A 15,537-nucleotide genomic window follows, 5' to 3' on the forward strand; every position below is an offset into this window, starting at 1 on the left:
TGTGGTGCCGAGCCCCTTCCGGAAAGGCGTGTGCCTAGTAGACCGGCTTGTCGGGCTCGATCTGGTTGACCCAGCCGATCACGCCGCCGCCGACGTGGACCGCGTCCGCGAAGCCGGCCGACTTGAGGACGGCGAGGACTTCCGCACTGCGGACACCCGTCTTGCAGTGCAGGACGATCTTCTTGTCCTGCGGGAGGCTCTCGAGGGCGGTGCCCATGAGGAACTCGTTCTTGGGGATCAGCCTGGCGCCGGGGATCGAGACGATCTCGTACTCGTTGACCTCGCGGACATCGATGATCTCGATGTTCTCGCCGTCGTCGATCCACTCCTTGAGCTGCTTGGGAGTGATCGTCGAGCCGGCCGCCGCCTCCTGGGCCTCCTCGGAGACGACGCCGCAGAAGGCCTCGTAGTCGATGAGCTCGGTGACGGTCGGGTTCTCGCCGCAGACCGCGCAGTTCGGGTCCTTGCGGACCTTGACCTGGCGGTACTGCATCTCCAGGGCGTCGTAGATCATCAGTCGGCCGACGAGCGGGTCGCCGACGCCGGTCAGGACCTTGATCGCCTCGGTGACCTGGATGGAGCCGATGGACGCGCACAGCACGCCCAGGACGCCGCCCTCGGCGCAGGAGGGGACCATGCCGGGGGGCGGGGGCTCCGGGTAGAGGCAGCGGTAGCAGGGGCCGTGCTCGGACCAGAAGACCGAGGCCTGGCCGTCGAAGCGGTAGATCGAACCCCACACGTACGGCTTGTTCAGCAGTACGGCGGCGTCGTTGACCAGGTAGCGGGTCGCGAAGTTGTCCGTGCCGTCGACGATCAGGTCGTACTGGCTGAAGATGTCCATCACGTTCTCGGCCTCAAGCCGCTCTTCGTGCAGGACCACGTTCACGTACGGGTTGATGCCCAGCACGGAATCGCGCGCCGACTCCGCCTTGGAGCGGCCGATGTCGGCCTGGCTGTGGATGATCTGGCGTTGCAGGTTCGACTCGTCGACCTCGTCGAACTCCACGATGCCGAGCGTGCCCACGCCCGCCGCGGCCAGGTACATCAGCGCCGGCGAGCCCAGACCGCCGGCGCCCACACAGAGCACCTTGGCGTTCTTCAGCCGCTTCTGCCCGTCCATGCCCACGTCGGGGATGATCAGGTGGCGGGAGTACCTGCGGACCTCGTCTACGGTGAGCTCGGCAGCCGGCTCGACCAGGGGTGGCAGCGACACGGGGACTCCGTTGGTCGGTCAATCACTACAGTTGTTCTCCCCGTAACACTGCCATGCCCCTCTTCATTCCGAGACACCTGTTCCGATCCGCGAGACGAGCTCGTCCCAGTAGCCGGGCATCGTCTCCCAGGGGTCGGTGCGGCCGCCGCGATCGGTGCGGTCGGTGAAGTAGAGGGTCGAGGCGCCCTGCCAGCGGGCGATGCGCAGCGCCTCGTCGAGATGGCCGCGCGGGACGCCGTGCACGAAGTGGCAGAAGCGTTCGGGCGGGTGGTCGGCGGTCCACTCGGCGACCTGCGACCAGCGGTAGTCGCTCCAGGGGCCGGAGAAGGTCACCAACTGGTCGGCGCACTCGGCGTATCCGGGGTGGGGGTGGGTGCCGTGCCCCAGCACGATGTGGGCGCCGTCACGGATCTCGCGCAGCGCGGTGAGCGTGCGGCGGACCTCCGGAAGCGCGCCGCGTCCCGCGGGGCAGCGGTCCAGGAGGAAGCCGTCGACCCGGTACCAGTCGAGATAGCGCTGAGCCTCGGAGACCAGCGCGCCGAAGGCACGGGCGCCGTGCGCGACGTCCAGGTGGCCCAGGACACGGACGCCCGTATTGCGGAGCCGGCCGGCCGCCTCCAGGCAGTGCGGGTCGGGACGGGTCCCGGGACCGGAGGACACATTGAGGACCACCCAGTGCAAGGGGGTGCCGGGGCGGGTGAGTTCGCCCCATTCGGTGGGGGCGACGAGCGGGTGCGCGTAGCCGGGGATGCCGAAGCCGGTGCGGACGCCGGTGCTCGCGATGCCCAGGGACGTGCTGGTCAGATGCGGCACGCCGCCTCCATCCAGATGTCGGCGAGGGACTCCTCCAGGTTGATCCGGGGCCGCCAGCCGAGCCGGTCGCGCGCGGTGCGCACATCGGCCTGCTGCCAGCTCCCGCAGCCGTCCGGGTACGGGTACGCGACGGGCGCCGCGTGGTCGGGGTCGCTGCGGGGGTGGCCGATGGCGGCCCGCAGCGGTCCGGGCGGACCGTCGAGTTCGTGCAGGGCACCGCCGTATCCCGCGACGCGGGCGAGGACGGCGGCGGCGTCGCGCAGCCGGACCGCGCGGCCCGAGCCGATGTTGATGACGCCCTGCGCGGCGGAGAGCGAGGCGGCATGGACGGCGCGGGCCACGTCCCGGACGTCGACGAAGTCGCGTTGCGCGCCCAGGCCGCCGAGCTTGAGTTCGCCGTCGCCGGACTGCATGGCCCGGCGCATGGCCTCGGCGAGCCGGCCGAGCGGGGAGCCGGCGGGGGTGCCGGGTCCCGCGGGCGAGAAGACGCGCAGCACGACGGCGTCGAGGCCGGAGCCCAGCACCAGTTCCGTGGCGGCGAGTTTGCTGACGCCGTACGGGCCGCCGGGGCGGGGCACGGCGTCCTCGGCGGTGGAGGAGCCGGGCTGGCTGGGGCCGTACTCGGCGCCGCAGCCGATCTGCACCAGCCGGGCGCCGCAGCCGCTGCGGCGCAGGGCCTCACAGACGGTGGCGACGGCGACGGTGTTGTGGCGGGTGAGTTCGCGGGCGCCGCCTCTGGTGGCACCGGCGCAGTTGACGACGACTCCGGGGTGGACTGCGTCCAGGAAGCGGGTGAGTGCTCCGGGGCTGCCGGACGCGAGGTCGAAGCGGACGTCGGCGTCGTCGCCGCGGCCGAGCGCGGTGAGCTGGACGGCCGGGTCGGCGAGCAGGCGGTCGGCGACGAAGCGGCCGAGGTAGCCATTGGCTCCGATCAGCAGGACCCTCATCGGACGGCTCCCCGGGCCGACTCTCCGGATCGGGAGGTGATCATCTGGTGTTCTCCTTCACAAGGTGGTGCGGTCGCCTCCGGCGGTGGGGCCGGGCGCCTGCGGCCGGGTGACGTGACGCGTTGGCATGGGGGCATGTCGGTGTCACCCCGGCTCGTCCGCAGGCGCGTGCGCGGAGGCTCTGGTCAGCGTGCGGGTGGTGTGGAACAGGAGGATCAGGGCGGCCGCTCCGCAGGCGAGGGCGGGAATGCCGCCCGGGCCCCAGAAGCCCATGAGGGTTTCGACCGGGGTGGCCAGGAAGCCGCAGCCGGGGAGCCGGCCGATGAAGTCCAGGGCCAGTGCCGTCGCCTCGGCCGCGGCCGCCGCGCCGAGGGCGAGGGCCGGGGCGTGGGTGAAGCGGCGGACGATGAGGAGGCGGGCGAGCAGCAGCAGGGCACCCAGGGTCACGGCCTGGGCGTACGCGGCGGGTTCGCCCAGGATCGCGCCGCAGAGAGCGAGGAGGGCCGTCAGGGCGCACAGGAACAGGGCGAACGTGCCGAGCAGCAGCGGTTGCACGGAGTCGGCGAAGTCCTCCAGGCCCCGGCTGGTCGCGAGCTTGCGCCGGGCGCGTACGGCGAAGTGGTGGGCGCACCATGCGGCGGGGGCGCAGGCCAGGGTGAGGGCCAGGACGGGTGCGGTGGTCAGGGGCCAGAGGCCGTCCGCGGTGCCGGTGGGCAGTCCGTCGGGGCCCCCGTCGTCCGCGGCGCGGAGCAGTCCGTCGCCGAGGAGGGCGTAGGCGAGCAGCCAGTACGTCCACAGGCGCGCGCCGGGGGGCGTGCGCCAGGCGTGGGTGCCGGGCGGGGTGCTCAGCGGGCCGCGGCCGAGCGCCACGCGCACGCCGAGGGCCACGGCGAGCACGCCGACGACGGCGACCGTCAGCCGTACCCGGCCGTCCGTGAGACGCAGGCCGGTCACGGTGGCGGCACAGAGGACTCCGGGCAGCAGGGCGAGTACGGCCCAGTCGGCGCGGGGCGCCGGCGCGGCCACGGCCTCGGAGCGCGGGGTCGCCGCGTCGTCGCGGGGCACGCGGGCGTACATCTCCTCGGCGAGCGAGAAGACGTCCCGGTGCCGGAAACGGCCGGCGGTCCGGTCGGTGACTCCGTGCGCTTCGAGCCCCGCCGCGATCTCCAGCGGGTCGACGGCCCGCTCGCACAGCTCGCGGTGACGGTGCATCAGCGCCTTCACGGGGTCGGCGGCGCCGCGCCGGGCGGGGGTTGGCTTGCGGTCGCTCGCACGGGCGGCCTGTTCTGGTGCCGACGGCTCAGCGTCCCGTAGAACGGGCGGGGAGAGAGGGCTGTCGTGGGTGTCCCGATCGACAGCCGACGTGTCCCCCTCGTGCGCCTCCGGTTCTGGGTGCTCCTCCCCCGGTCCCCCGAGCCACTCCTCGGACCGCGCGTCCCACGCCCCCGCCCCTCGGGGTGTCCCGGGGCGGTCGAGTTCGCCGAGGCCGCTCATCGGGCCGCCTCCGTGGTCGCGCGTACCGGTGCTCCTGCCGCCCAGCGCGGGCCGCCGCGGGCAACGACGCGGGCCGCGGGGCCGGTCCAGCCGCCGGGGACGTGGGCCTCGGCGGGGGCGGCGAAGGGGCGCGGGGCGCCGGCGTCGTCGAGGACGACATGGCGGACCGGGGAGTGCGAGACGATCTCCAGGTAAATGCCGTGAAATGCCGCGATGTTCTGCTCGACGGTGAACAGTTCGAGTGCGCGGGCGCGCGCGGCGGCGCCCAGGCGCTCACGGCGCTCGGGGTCGCGCAGCAGGGTCACGCACGCCTCGGCGAGCGCCCGCGGATTGCGCGGGGGTACGACGAGTCCCGTACCGCCGATGACCTCGACCACCGCGCCGACGTCCGTGGAGACGGTCGCCCGGCCGCAGAACATGGCTTCGACCAGGCCGACCGGGAAGCCCTCGACGACACTCGACAGGACCGTCATCGTGCCGGACGCGTACGCCTCGGCCAGCGTGGGGGCTTCCGGGCCGCCGATCTCCTCGAAGGACACCGGGTTGTCGCCGACCGCGTGCACACCTTCGGCCTCGTCGGGAAAGAGCTGGGCGGCCAGCGCCCGGCAGTGGCCCAGATAGGCGTCGCCCTCAGCACCGGAGGGGGCGCCGACGATCCGCAGACGCGTCCCGGGCTCCTCCTTGCGGATCTCCGCGAAGGCGTGCAGCAGGGAGATCAGGTCCTTCGCGGGTTCGATACGGCCGACCCACACGAGCGTGTCCCGGTCGGCGCCCTCCGGTGCCTCACCCACCTCCGCGAAGCGGGACGCCTCCATGCCCGGGTAGACCGTGCGGAGTTTCGCCCGGTCGGCGCCGCACCGTTCCTGCCAGCGGCGGGTGTGGGTGTTACCGGGGGTGATCAGGGTGGCCCGGCGGTAGATCTCGGCGGCCAGCCTGCCGTGGAAGGCGGCGAGCAGGGCCCGTACGGCGGGCGGGGCGTCCGCGGAGGCGAGGTAGTGCGTGCGCAACTGCACGCCGTACTCGGTCACCAGCAGCGGTACGCCGGCGAAGTGCCGGGCGAGCAGGCCGGGGAGGGCCGCCGTGCCTCCGGCCGTCGCGTGGCAGAGGTCGACGGAGCCGAGGGCGTCGTCCTCGTACCAGTCGAGGGAGAGGGGGCGCAGGGCGCGTTCCAGGTGTCCGGCGACGGTGAGGAGTTCGGGTACGCGCGCCTCGCGTGCCGTACGGAGTGCGCCGGGCGCACGACAGGCGCGTTCCAGCGCGCGCACAGCGCGTTCGGAGCGCAGCGCGGCAACAAGTCCGCCCTCGTCGCGGGCGAGGTCCGCGAGCCCGTACAGCGCGTTGGCGAAACGGTCCGCCACATGGGCGGAGGCCGCCGCCGGGACTTCGGAGGGCCCTGCGGACGCGGCCTCGGACAGCGGCCCGTCGACCGCCGTCCGGCCGTCCCCGGCACACAGGACGGCCGCCAGTTCCTCGTAGCACTCGTCGAACCGCCGGCGCGCACGGCGCCCGAAGGACACCCCGTCATCCTCTGCGGTCCACAGCGGCGCGGTCCGTACGCGGGTGACGTGCGGCGGCAGTTCGAGCCAGCCCTCGTCCTCCTGGCGCTCGCTGCGGCTGAGCGCGTAGATGTCGAACTCGTGCTGCCCGAGCCCGCGCACGAGCCGGTCGCACCAGAGCCTGGCGTCACCGCTCACATACGGATAGCCACCCTCCGTAAGCAGTCCTATGCGCACGGGCACACCCCCGATCTCCCATATGGGGAGCCGCCGTTGACCCGGCGGCTCGCAGCGGGACGAACGTATGCGGACAAGGCGGTGGCGCGATGGACGGTTGTCCATCGCGCCACCAAAAGGGGTGAACGGTCGTAACTTTCCCGTGCGGCTCGCGTTCGCTCGCGCTAAGGGATCACCCTGGAGCGGATCGTTCAACGATCCTCAGGCCGTCGCCAACTCCCGTCGTGTCGCCCTGCGCTGGGCCGCCACTTCCGGATCGAGGGCCGGTACGGCGGCCAGGAGCTGCTTCGTGTACGGGTCCTGCGGGGAGTCGTAGACCTCGTCGGCGGGGCCTTGTTCAACGATCCTCCCGCGTCGCATCACCGCGACCCGGTCGCTGACCTGGCGCACGACGGCGAGGTCGTGGGCCACGAAGACCAGGGCGAGGCCCAGTTCGCGCTGGAGTTCACCGAGCAGGGCGACGACCTGGGCCTGTGTGGTGACGTCGAGCGCGGAGACCGGTTCGTCGCACACGATCACGCGTGGGTCTGCCGCGAGCGCCCGCGCGATGCCCACACGCTGGCGCTGACCACCGCTGAACTCGTGCGGGTAGCGGTCGTAGTGCGCCCCTTCGAGCCCCACGCGCTCCAGCAGTTCGCGGACGCGCCCCCTGATGTGCTCCTCGTCGCGTTCGCCACGCGCGCGGAGCGGGTCGGCGATCGACTCGCCCACGCTGCGGCGGGGGTTGAGCGAGGAGACGGGGTCCTGGAACACCATCTGCACTTCTGGGCGTACGCCACCGCCGGGCCTGATCTCGCCGGCCGTCGGCCTCAGCAGCCCGACCAGCATGCGGCCCAGTGTCGTCTTGCCGCTGCCGCTCTCGCCGACGATGCCGAGGGTCTCGCCCCGGTGGATGGTCAGCGACACGTCGTCCACGGCCGCGAACGCCCGCTTCCCGCGCCCGAATTCACGCCGTAGGCCGGTCGCCTCCAGAACGACCTCCTGGGACGCCTCCGAGGGCGCGCGCCGCGCGTCCACGCGCGGGACGGCACCGAGCAGATCCTGGGTGTACGGCTCGGTCGGCGCCCCCAATACGGCACCTACCGGCCCGTGTTCGACGGCCCGTCCGTGCCGCATCACCAGGATCTCGTCGACGCTCTCGGCGGCGACGCCCACGTCGTGGGTGACGAGCAGCAGGCCGAGGCCGGTCTCCTCGCGGAGCGTGTGCAGCAGGTCGAGGATCTGCGCCTGGACGGTCACGTCGAGCGCGGTCGTGGGCTCGTCGGCGATCAGCAGGTCCGGTTGGCAGGCCAACGCCATGGCGATCAGGGCGCGTTGTCGCATACCGCCGCTGAACTCGTGCGGACGCGAACGGGACCGTCGAGGAGCGTCCGGAATGCCGACCCGCTCCAGTACGTCGACGGCACGCGCGCGTGCCGCGCGACGCGACACACGCGCGTGCACCCGGTACACCTCGGCTATCTGGTCGCCGATCGCGTAGTACGGGTCCAGGGACGACAGCGGGTCCTGGAAGACCATCGCCGCCTTCCCGCCGCGCAGCCGCCGCAGTTCCGCGTCGGACGCCTCCCGCACGTCGATGCCAGCCACCCGCACCGAGCCGCCGACCTCGGCCCCCGTGCCGCGGTGCAGGCCCAACAGGGCCGAGGCGACTGTGGACTTGCCCGAGCCGGACTCGCCGACCAGGCCCAGCGCGGCGCCCCTCTCCAGCCGGAAGGAGAGGCCGTCGACGGCCCGCAGCGACCCGAACCCGACCGTCAGGTCGGTGACTTCCACCAGGACGTCCACGGAGCCGTCCGTGGAGCCGTGCACCGGACTCATGCGAGCACCACCCGTCGGTCGGCCACCGCGTACAGCACGTCCGCGACGGCGTTGGCGACGACCACGAAGAAGCCGATGACGAGGACCATGCCGACGACCACAGGGAGGTCGACGACATTGACGGCATGGACGAGTTCCTGTCCGATGCCGGGCAGTCCGAAGAGCGTCTCGGTGAGGACCGCGCCGCCGACCGCCGAGCCGACGTTGTTGGCGTTGAGCGCGATGATCGGCGCGAACGCGCCGCGCAGCGCGTGCCGCCCGATGATCGACCGCTCGCCGACGCCGTACGCGCGGAAGGTGCGGATGTGATCTTCGGCGAGCGTCTCCAGCATCGACGCCCTGGTGAGCCGGGCGAACGCGGCGGCCTCGATGAGGGCCAGTGAGAGCCAGGGCAGCAGCAGGTTCCAGGCCCACTGTTCGGGGTCGTCGGTGAGGGCGACGTACTGCGGGAAGGGCAGCAGTTGGAGCTGTCCGCAGACGACGATCATCAGCACCAGGCCGATCACGAACACCGGGGTGGCGACGCCCGCGAGGGTGACGCCGGTCAGCAGGCGTTCGGTGAACCGGCCGCGCCGCCACGCCGACAGGACGCCGGTGCCGACGCCCAGGATCAGCCACAGCACCATCGCGCCGAACACGAGGGACAGGCTGACCGGCAGCTTCGCCAGGATCAGTTGGGTGACCTGCTGGTCGCCCTGGTACGACAGCCCGAGGCAGGGCGCCGCGCAGTGCTCCACGGAGGTGCCTGTGGAGTAGTCCTGGCCGACGAGGATGCCCTGGAGGAAGTGCCAGTAGCGGAGGTACAGCGGGTCGTCGAGCCTCAACTGCTGGGCGACCTGGTGCACTTGTTCCGGCGAGCAGCGCGGGCCGCAGGTGATCTGGGCGACGTTGCCGGGGGTGACGAAGAAGACGACGTAGACGATCACCGAGATGGCGAGCAGGGTGATCACGGTGGCGATGCCGCGGCGCAGGACGAATCCTCCGAAGCCGCTCATGAGGTGGCCTCCTCGGTGTTCGTGGCCTTGGCGTTCGCGTCGGCCTTGGCCTCGCGCTTGCGGCCGGTGCCGATGCGCAGCCGGGATGCCGCGCGCGGGTCGAGGGCCGTGCGGATGCCGTCGCCCAGGACGGTCAGCGCCAGGACGGTGACGAAGAGGGCGGTGGCGGGCAGCAGCAGGTACTGCGGGGCGGCCTGGTACCAGACGTCGGCGGCGGTGAGCATCTGTCCCCAGGAGGGCGTCGGGGGCTTCACGCCGACACCGAGGAAGGACAGCGCGGCCTCGGTGGTGATGTTGATCGGGACGAGGAGCGCCGCGTACGTGATGACGGGCGCGGCCAGCCCGGGCAGCAGTTCGCGGCGGGCGATGCGCCAGGTGCCCCAGCCGCTGAGCCTGGCCGCGGAGACGTAGTCGAGTTCCTTCAGGGACAGCGTCTGGGCGCGGACGATCTTCGCGATGTTGCCCCAGGCGATGAGCCCGATGACTAGCGCGACGAGCAGGGGCCGGGGGAAGCTGCTCGGCACGATCGCCAGCAGCGCCAACGACATGATCATCAACGGCATCGCCACGATGATGTCGGTGATCCGGCTCAACAGTTGATCAACCCATCGACTGCCGAGCGCGGCGGCGACACCGATCACGACCCCGATGGTGACCTGTACGACGGTGGCCCCCAGGGCGACGCCGAGCGAGACCCGGGCGCCGTAGGCGAGCCGGGCGAACAGGTCGCGCCCTGTCTGCGGTTCGACGCCGAGCCAGTGGTCGGCGCCGATCCCCCCGAAGGAGCCGGTCGGTACGCCGCCGCGCGCGGAGTCGATGAGCGAGGGGTGGTAGGTGAAGGGGTCCTGGCCCTCGATCGCGGTGAGCAGTGGCGCGGCGAGCGCGACCAGGACGAGCAGCGCGACGACGGCCGCCGCGACGAGGGCGGCGCGCTGCGCACGCAGCCGCCGCCAGAACTGACGGGCCCCCGAGGCCGCCGGGACGGAGACGTCCGTCCCGGCGGCCTGGGAGGCGACAAGTGCCTCACTCATGGGGTTACTTGACCGCGACCTGGGAGATGTCCAGGACGCCGGTCCAGTCGCTGATCACGACGTTCTTGATGTCCTTGCCGACCAGTCGCTTGTAGACGGGGTGGAACAGCGGCACGGTCAATGCCTGCTCGCCGATCTTCTTGTCCAGTGCACCCCACCGCTTGGCGGCCTCGTCAAGATTCGTCAACTTGTTGATCGAATCAATCTCGGCATTGACCGACTTGTCATTGAGCAGACCGGTGTTGAAGTTCGCGCCGTCCTTGACGATCTGGCGGCCGTCGAAGATCGGGGCGAGGAAGGGACCGCCGGAGGGCCAGTCGGCACCCCAGTGGGCGAGGAAGAAGCCCGGCTCGGTCTTGACGCTGTGGATCTTGTCCTTGTAGTCGTTGATCTCCAGGCCCTGGAGCTTGACGGTGATGCCGGCCTTCTTGAGCGCGTCCTGGATCGCGGTCGCGATCTCCGGGCTGGTCTCGAAGTCCTTGTCGTTGGAGTGCGTCAGGGTGACGGTGATCCCGTTCGGGTGACCGGCCTCCTTCAGCAGCTCCTTCGCCTTCGCCGCGTTGCCGGACGCGCCCGCCGGGAAGAGGTCGTAGGGGTCGTACCCGAAGGACTTCTGGTTCGGCAGGAAGGTGGTCGCGGCCTCGGCCAGCGACGAACCGCCCGCCGCGTTGACCACCGAGGAACGGTCGATGGCGTACGAGATCGCCTGCCGCACCTTGACGTTGTTGAACGGCGCGACCGTGGGGTTGAACGCGATGTAGTTCGTGTAACCGAAGTGCCCGGTGCCGACGCGCGCCGCGAGCTCCTTGTCGCCGGTCACCTTGGCGAGTTCGGCAGGACCGAGGTTGGTGTCCGTGGTGACGGCGGCGGCGTCCGCCCCCTGGGACGACGACAGCCGCTGGTTGATCACGGACGAGTCGAGCCCCGACTTCACGTCGATCTTGTCCGGATAGGCCTTGCGCTCGGCGTCCGTCGCGGTGGACCAGTACGTGTTGCGCTCCAGGACGAGCGTCTCACCGTCGTTCTGGTTGCTGACGACCTTGTACGGCCCCGAAGAGATCGGGTGCTGCTCGTACTTCGTCCCCGTGTCCTTCGCCTTGGGGACAGGCGTGAACTGGGTCTGGGTCGCCAAGTACGGGAACTCACCCTCGGGCTTGTTCAGATGGAAGACGATGGTCCGACTGTCGGGTGTCTCGATGGCATCGAGCCCCTTCTTGTCCTTGTAAGGCCCCTGGTAGTCGGCCGCGCCGACCAGCCAGTCCCGCAAGTAGGGCGCGCCGCCGGAGAGTTCGGCGGCGAAGGAGCGCTCGATGCCGTACTTGATGTCGGCCGAGGTGATCGCGGTGCCGTCCTCGTACTTGAGGCCCTTCTTCAGGGTGTACGTCCACACGGTCGCGTTCTCGCTCGGGCGCCCGGTGTCGGTGGCGAGGTCGGGGACGACCTTGGCGCCGGCCGCGCCGTTCTCACGGTTGCGGGTGGTGAGCGTACGGAAGACGAGGGACGGGACGTTGCCGCCGCCCGAGGTGTACAGGCGCGCGGGGTCGAAGTCCTCCTGCGGCTGCGAGTTGAGGACCGTGAGGGTGCCGCCCTTGTGGGGCGTGGAGTCGCCACCGGAGCCGTTGGCATCGTTGTCCTTCGGCCCGCAGGCGGCGGCGCCCGCTGCCACGGCCAGGCTGACGGATGCCACGGCCACGCGCCGGGCTATGACGGACGGTTGACGCATCGGAATGACGACCTCTCGGGGTAGCTTCTCGGGAACTCTCACGGAGCTTCTCGAATACTGAGACAGGTGGACGAGGGGTGAGACGGCAGCGAACAGGCCTCTGCCCCGGCGTCAGGTCGTCGGAAAAGCCCTGCCACGGCCATGGACAAGGGCATGGTGGTACGGGTCGCGACACGAACGCCAGGGGCGGGTGTTCAGCGACAGAGAATGTCGGCCACGCAGAGCGGGGTCACGCCGATGAGCGCCAGCTCGATGGCGGCGCGGTTCGCGACATGACTAGACCACATGCCCAAAAATATGAAGGAAGTTGCGGCTCGTGTCAATGTGACATAAGCGTCGCGGGTCAACTGCTCGGGTACGGCCAGGAGTTCGGCAGACAGTGGATCCCGTCGTGGTCGAGGAACTTGGTCTGCTGCTGCATGACCGGGGCCAACTCGCCGTCCTTGTCGCAGGTGACGTGCCCGTAGCCGAGACGATGACCGACTTCATGGTTGATCAACATCTGTCGATACGCGTACATCTTGTCCCCATATGTTGAGGACCCCTGCGCCCATCGATACGCATTGATCATCACGCGTTCGGTGGCCGCCGAGTCGCACGACACATTGTCCTCGGTGGTGTCGAGCCCGGACTTGGCACACCACGTAGCGGTCGTACCAGGGCTGGCGAGCGTGATCACGAAGTCCGGTTTGCCGGAGTAGATGCGCTCGAAAGTACGGGCGCCGTTGTGGGCCCAACTCCGGTTGTCGTTGAGCGTCTTCTGCACCGCCTCGGCGAAGAGCGCGCCGTCCAGGCCGAGTCCCTGTTCCACGTCCACACGGTAGGTGTACTTGCGCCCCTTGCCGGGCGCCTTGTCGACGCCGGGCACCGCGTCGAACTTGTCCGGGCCCTTGAGCTTGGCGCTGAGCGGGTACTTCTCGTCCATCTTCTGCGCGTACGTCAGCGTCGCGACGCGCGCGGCACCGGACGGACTGGGCTGCGCGGAGGCCGTACTCCCCGCATCCCGCCCCTGATCGGTGGCCTCCTGCGACCGTGCCCCGCCGTCGTCACGGTCAGTGACGACCTGCCCGGCCACGATGACGGCCAGCACGGTGGTGACTGCGGCGGCAGCGATGCCGGTGTAGGCGCGGCCCTTGCGGGCCTTGGCCGGTGCGGGCGCGGAATCGGGATCGCTGGGAGACGCGTCGTCGGTGTCGGAGCTGTACGTATCGGCGGGGTGCGCGTGCGTCGCGGCATCCGTCCGGGGCGCGAAGACGTCGTCGTCCGCTTCGAAGGCGTCGACGTAGTCCGACCGGGGGCCCCGACCGGCCTGAGGCGCCTGGCGCTGCCGGGGGATGGACACCCCGGGGCTGGCAGCGGGTGCGCCGCTCCTCCCCCTCAACTCACCCCAACCACCACCGGATTCAGCCTGCTCGGGATGACCGGCACGGGCTCGGGGGGTGCCGTCCGGCAGCCGCGGGACGCCCTGTGCAGGGGTGCCGCCGGGGAAGCGGGGCGTGCCGTGCGCGGGGGTGCCGTCAGGCATACGGGTGCCATCAGGGAGCCTCGGAAAGCCGTGCGCCGGGGTCCCGTCCGGAAGCCGGGGGAATCCGTGCGCCGGAGTGCCGTCCGGAAGCCGGGGAAACCCGTGCGCCGGAGTGCCGTCCGGAAGCCGGGGAAACCCGTGCGCCGGAGTGCCGTCGGCGAACCTCGGGACACCCTGAGCAGGCGTACCGTCCGCAAACCTGGGGACACCGCGAGCAGGCGTACCGTCCGGCAAACGCGGCACGCCGCGCGCGGGAGTGCCATCAGGCAGGCGTGTGCCTCCGGTGGCGGGAGCACCGGTACCGCCGAAGAAACGCGGCGTCCCGTGAGCAGGGGTCCCGTCGGGGAGACGCGGTCCTGCTTGAGCGGGCGGGGCGCCGTGGAAACGCGGGATGCCGTGAGCCGGGGTCCCATCCGGGGCCGGGGGACGCGGCGCACCCTGCGCGGGCGGCGCACCTTGGGAACGCGGGACGCCATGCCCCGGGGTCCCATCCAGCGAAGGGGAACGCGACGCACCCTGCCCGGGCGGCGCACCCTGAAAACGCGGCACGCCCTGACCCGGCGCCCCATCCGCAAGCCGCGGCCCCCCGTTTGCGGCCCCAGGCACCGCTCCCCCGAAACGCGAAGCACCCCCTACAGGCGCTCCCTCCGCCGTGCGCGGCACTCCCCGAGCCGGCGTCCCATCAGGCAGCCCCGACCCTCCTCCATACCCCGGACCACCGCCCGCCGAAGACTGCTCCCGGCCAGGCATCCCCCCAGGCCCTGGCCTACGCCCCACCCCTCCACCTGAACCCGGACCCGCACCGGAAACCGCACCCGAGCCCGCCCCCGGCACAGCCCGCTGCCCAGGCAGGCCACCCCCGCGCCCCACACCTCGCTGCGATCCCTGAGTCTCCTCGGCGCCCCGTGCGCCCGTGCCTATGTCCGCGGAGTCACCCTCGGCAGGGGACTTACGGCGGCGACTATGGCGTCCCACGTCGCCCCCTCAGCTCCCCTTGTTCATATCGTCGGCCTTGCCTTCGCTCACCGTACGCATCGAACCGCCGTCACGGGACCCTCGCGCGCCACCCGCGCCACCTCGGCCGAAACCTTCCGCCTCGACCGTACGGAGCGTGCGCCCTGCACCTGTGCCCGTCGCCGCAGGCTTGCCCAACTCTCCCGTGTCCGCGAGGAGTTCGCGGAACGCCGTCGCCACCGTCTCGGGGTACTCCATCATCGCGACATGTCCCGCGTCCGGCAGGGACAGCAGTCGGGAGTCGCGGAAGGTGCGGGCCGCTCGCTGGGCCATGCGGTAGCCGACGAGTTGGTCCCGGCCGCCGTAGATGAGGAGGGTCGGGGCCAGGACGCGTTCGGCCTGGCGCCAGAGGCCGTGTTGGCCGCCCAGGGTGTACGCGTTCACGATGCCGCGCGAAGAGCGGGCCATCGCGTCCCAGAAGTACGGCAGTTGGAGACGTCGCTCCAACTCCTCGACCGCGTACCGGAACGCCTCGGGGGTCACCCGGCCGGGGTCGCCGTAGCAGAGGCCGAGGACCCCGCGGACGCGCTGTTCGGCCGTCCAGTCCCTGCTGATGCGGGTGAACAGCGACGCGATTCCGGGGACGCCCAGCAGCGCCGTCGGCACCGCCGAGCGCTGGACGCGGATCTCCGGCAGCGCCGGGGAGATAAGAGTGAGCGTGCGGACCAGGTCCGGGCGGACCGCCGCCACGCGGGTCGTGACCGCGCCGCCCAGCGAGTTGCCGAAGAGGTGCACGGGGCCGCGCTCGGCCGCGTCGAGGTAGCGGATGACCGCGCGCGCGTGCCCGGTGACGGAGTAGTCGCCGTCGTCCGGTGGCGGGGAGTCACCGAAGCCCGGCAGGTCCAGGGCCTCGCTGTCGACCAGGCCGTCGAACTCGGCCATGAGCTGCGACCAGTTCTGCGAGGAACCGCCGAGTCCGTGGACGTAGAGCGCGGGCGGCAGTCCTTCGCGCACCGGTGGTCTCGACCGCATCGTGAGGGTGATCCCCGGCAGCCCGACCGACCGGAGCCGCTCCCCTTCGCCGACCCTGACGGGCGCCACTCTCGGGAGCACACTGGCGGCCGACACGGAAGGCAGCTCTGTCGAAGACATGCGGCAATGTTACGAGACGATCACGCAGTGGTTCATGTGTTCGCGGTCACAAGCCGTTCCGCGCCCACCCTCGCCACAGACGCCGTCACGGACAGCGAACGCGCGCCACGCACATCGCATGGCGTCCGGATCGGGTGTC

At 71.2% G+C, this 15,537-nt stretch carries 12 protein-coding genes; all 12 read right to left on the reverse strand.

From position 1 onward, the window contains the following. Positions 1-34 precede the first annotated feature (34 nt). A complete protein-coding gene (gene moeZ, locus ABZT04_RS21070; protein WP_356058257.1) occupies positions 35-1,213 on the reverse strand; it encodes an adenylyltransferase/sulfurtransferase MoeZ in 1,179 nt (392 codons plus the stop codon). A gap of 63 nt (positions 1,214-1,276) precedes the next feature. Then, the gene (locus ABZT04_RS21075) at positions 1,277-2,026 is read right to left on the reverse strand and encodes a spherulation-specific family 4 protein (RefSeq protein WP_356058259.1); all 750 of its coding nucleotides are present in this window, start codon (positions 2,024-2,026) and stop codon (positions 1,277-1,279) included. After that, complete coding sequence (locus ABZT04_RS21080; protein ID WP_356058260.1) at positions 2,014-2,973, reverse strand: NAD-dependent epimerase/dehydratase family protein; 960 nt, start codon at positions 2,971-2,973, stop codon at positions 2,014-2,016. The genes ABZT04_RS21075 and ABZT04_RS21080 overlap by 13 nt, the downstream gene beginning before the upstream one ends. Before the next feature lie 144 nt (positions 2,974-3,117). Next, positions 3,118-4,467, reverse strand: coding sequence for a hypothetical protein (locus ABZT04_RS21085; RefSeq protein WP_356058262.1), 1,350 nt, complete (start codon positions 4,465-4,467; stop codon positions 3,118-3,120). Next, entirely contained in the window at positions 4,464-6,200 is a 1,737-nt protein-coding gene (locus ABZT04_RS21090) for a DUF3492 domain-containing protein (RefSeq protein ID WP_356058264.1), read from the reverse strand. Before ABZT04_RS21090 ends, ABZT04_RS21085 begins: the two co-directional genes overlap by 4 nt. Before the next feature lie 201 nt (positions 6,201-6,401). Next, positions 6,402-8,018: an ABC transporter ATP-binding protein gene (locus tag ABZT04_RS21095; protein ID WP_356058265.1), complete on the reverse strand. Its 1,617-nt coding sequence runs from the start codon at positions 8,016-8,018 to the stop codon at positions 6,402-6,404. Beyond that, complete coding sequence (locus tag ABZT04_RS21100) at positions 8,015-9,013, reverse strand: ABC transporter permease (protein WP_356058266.1); 999 nt, start codon at positions 9,011-9,013, stop codon at positions 8,015-8,017. The genes ABZT04_RS21095 and ABZT04_RS21100 overlap by 4 nt, the downstream gene beginning before the upstream one ends. After that, positions 9,010-10,044, reverse strand: coding sequence for an ABC transporter permease (locus tag ABZT04_RS21105; RefSeq protein WP_356058268.1), 1,035 nt, complete (start codon positions 10,042-10,044; stop codon positions 9,010-9,012). The genes ABZT04_RS21100 and ABZT04_RS21105 overlap by 4 nt, the downstream gene beginning before the upstream one ends. Positions 10,045-10,048: 4 nt before the next feature. Continuing rightward, the gene (locus tag ABZT04_RS21110) at positions 10,049-11,767 is read right to left on the reverse strand and encodes an ABC transporter substrate-binding protein (protein ID WP_356058270.1); all 1,719 of its coding nucleotides are present in this window, start codon (positions 11,765-11,767) and stop codon (positions 10,049-10,051) included. 194 nt (positions 11,768-11,961) lie between these two features. Next, entirely contained in the window at positions 11,962-12,054 is a 93-nt protein-coding gene (locus tag ABZT04_RS21115) for an Ms4533A family Cys-rich leader peptide (RefSeq protein WP_317886218.1), read from the reverse strand. Positions 12,055-12,110: 56 nt separating this feature from the next. Beyond that, on the reverse strand, positions 12,111-13,535 hold the full coding sequence (locus ABZT04_RS21120; protein ID WP_356058271.1) for a DUF3152 domain-containing protein: 1,425 nt from the start codon (positions 13,533-13,535) through the stop codon (positions 12,111-12,113). A 741-nt stretch (positions 13,536-14,276) separates the two neighbouring features. Further along, a complete protein-coding gene (locus ABZT04_RS21125) occupies positions 14,277-15,398 on the reverse strand; it encodes an alpha/beta hydrolase (RefSeq protein WP_356058272.1) in 1,122 nt (373 codons plus the stop codon). Between the last annotated feature and the right edge of the window lie 139 nt (positions 15,399-15,537).

It is taken from the genome of Streptomyces sp. NPDC005492 (genome assembly GCF_040605995.1).
Taxonomy (GTDB): Bacteria; Actinomycetota; Actinomycetes; order Streptomycetales; family Streptomycetaceae; genus Streptomyces.

What these genes read in the sequence shown, in the direction of transcription:
- ABZT04_RS21115 (WP_317886218.1), bottom strand. Translation starts at nt 12,054, where the DNA reads ATGTGGTCTAGTCATGTCGCGAACCGCGCCGCCATCGAGCTGGCGCTC.
- ABZT04_RS21080 (WP_356058260.1), bottom strand. Translation starts at nt 2,973, where the DNA reads ATGAGGGTCCTGCTGATCGGAGCCAATGGCTACCTCGGCCGCTTCGTC.
- ABZT04_RS21085 (WP_356058262.1), bottom strand. Translation starts at nt 4,467, where the DNA reads ATGAGCGGCCTCGGCGAACTCGACCGCCCCGGGACACCCCGAGGGGCG.
- ABZT04_RS21095 (WP_356058265.1), bottom strand. Translation starts at nt 8,018, where the DNA reads ATGAGTCCGGTGCACGGCTCCACGGACGGCTCCGTGGACGTCCTGGTG.
- ABZT04_RS21110 (WP_356058270.1), bottom strand. Translation starts at nt 11,767, where the DNA reads ATGCGTCAACCGTCCGTCATAGCCCGGCGCGTGGCCGTGGCATCCGTC.
- ABZT04_RS21100 (WP_356058266.1), bottom strand. Translation starts at nt 9,013, where the DNA reads ATGAGCGGCTTCGGAGGATTCGTCCTGCGCCGCGGCATCGCCACCGTG.
- ABZT04_RS21125 (WP_356058272.1), bottom strand. Translation starts at nt 15,398, where the DNA reads ATGTCTTCGACAGAGCTGCCTTCCGTGTCGGCCGCCAGTGTGCTCCCG.
- ABZT04_RS21105 (WP_356058268.1), bottom strand. Translation starts at nt 10,044, where the DNA reads ATGAGTGAGGCACTTGTCGCCTCCCAGGCCGCCGGGACGGACGTCTCC.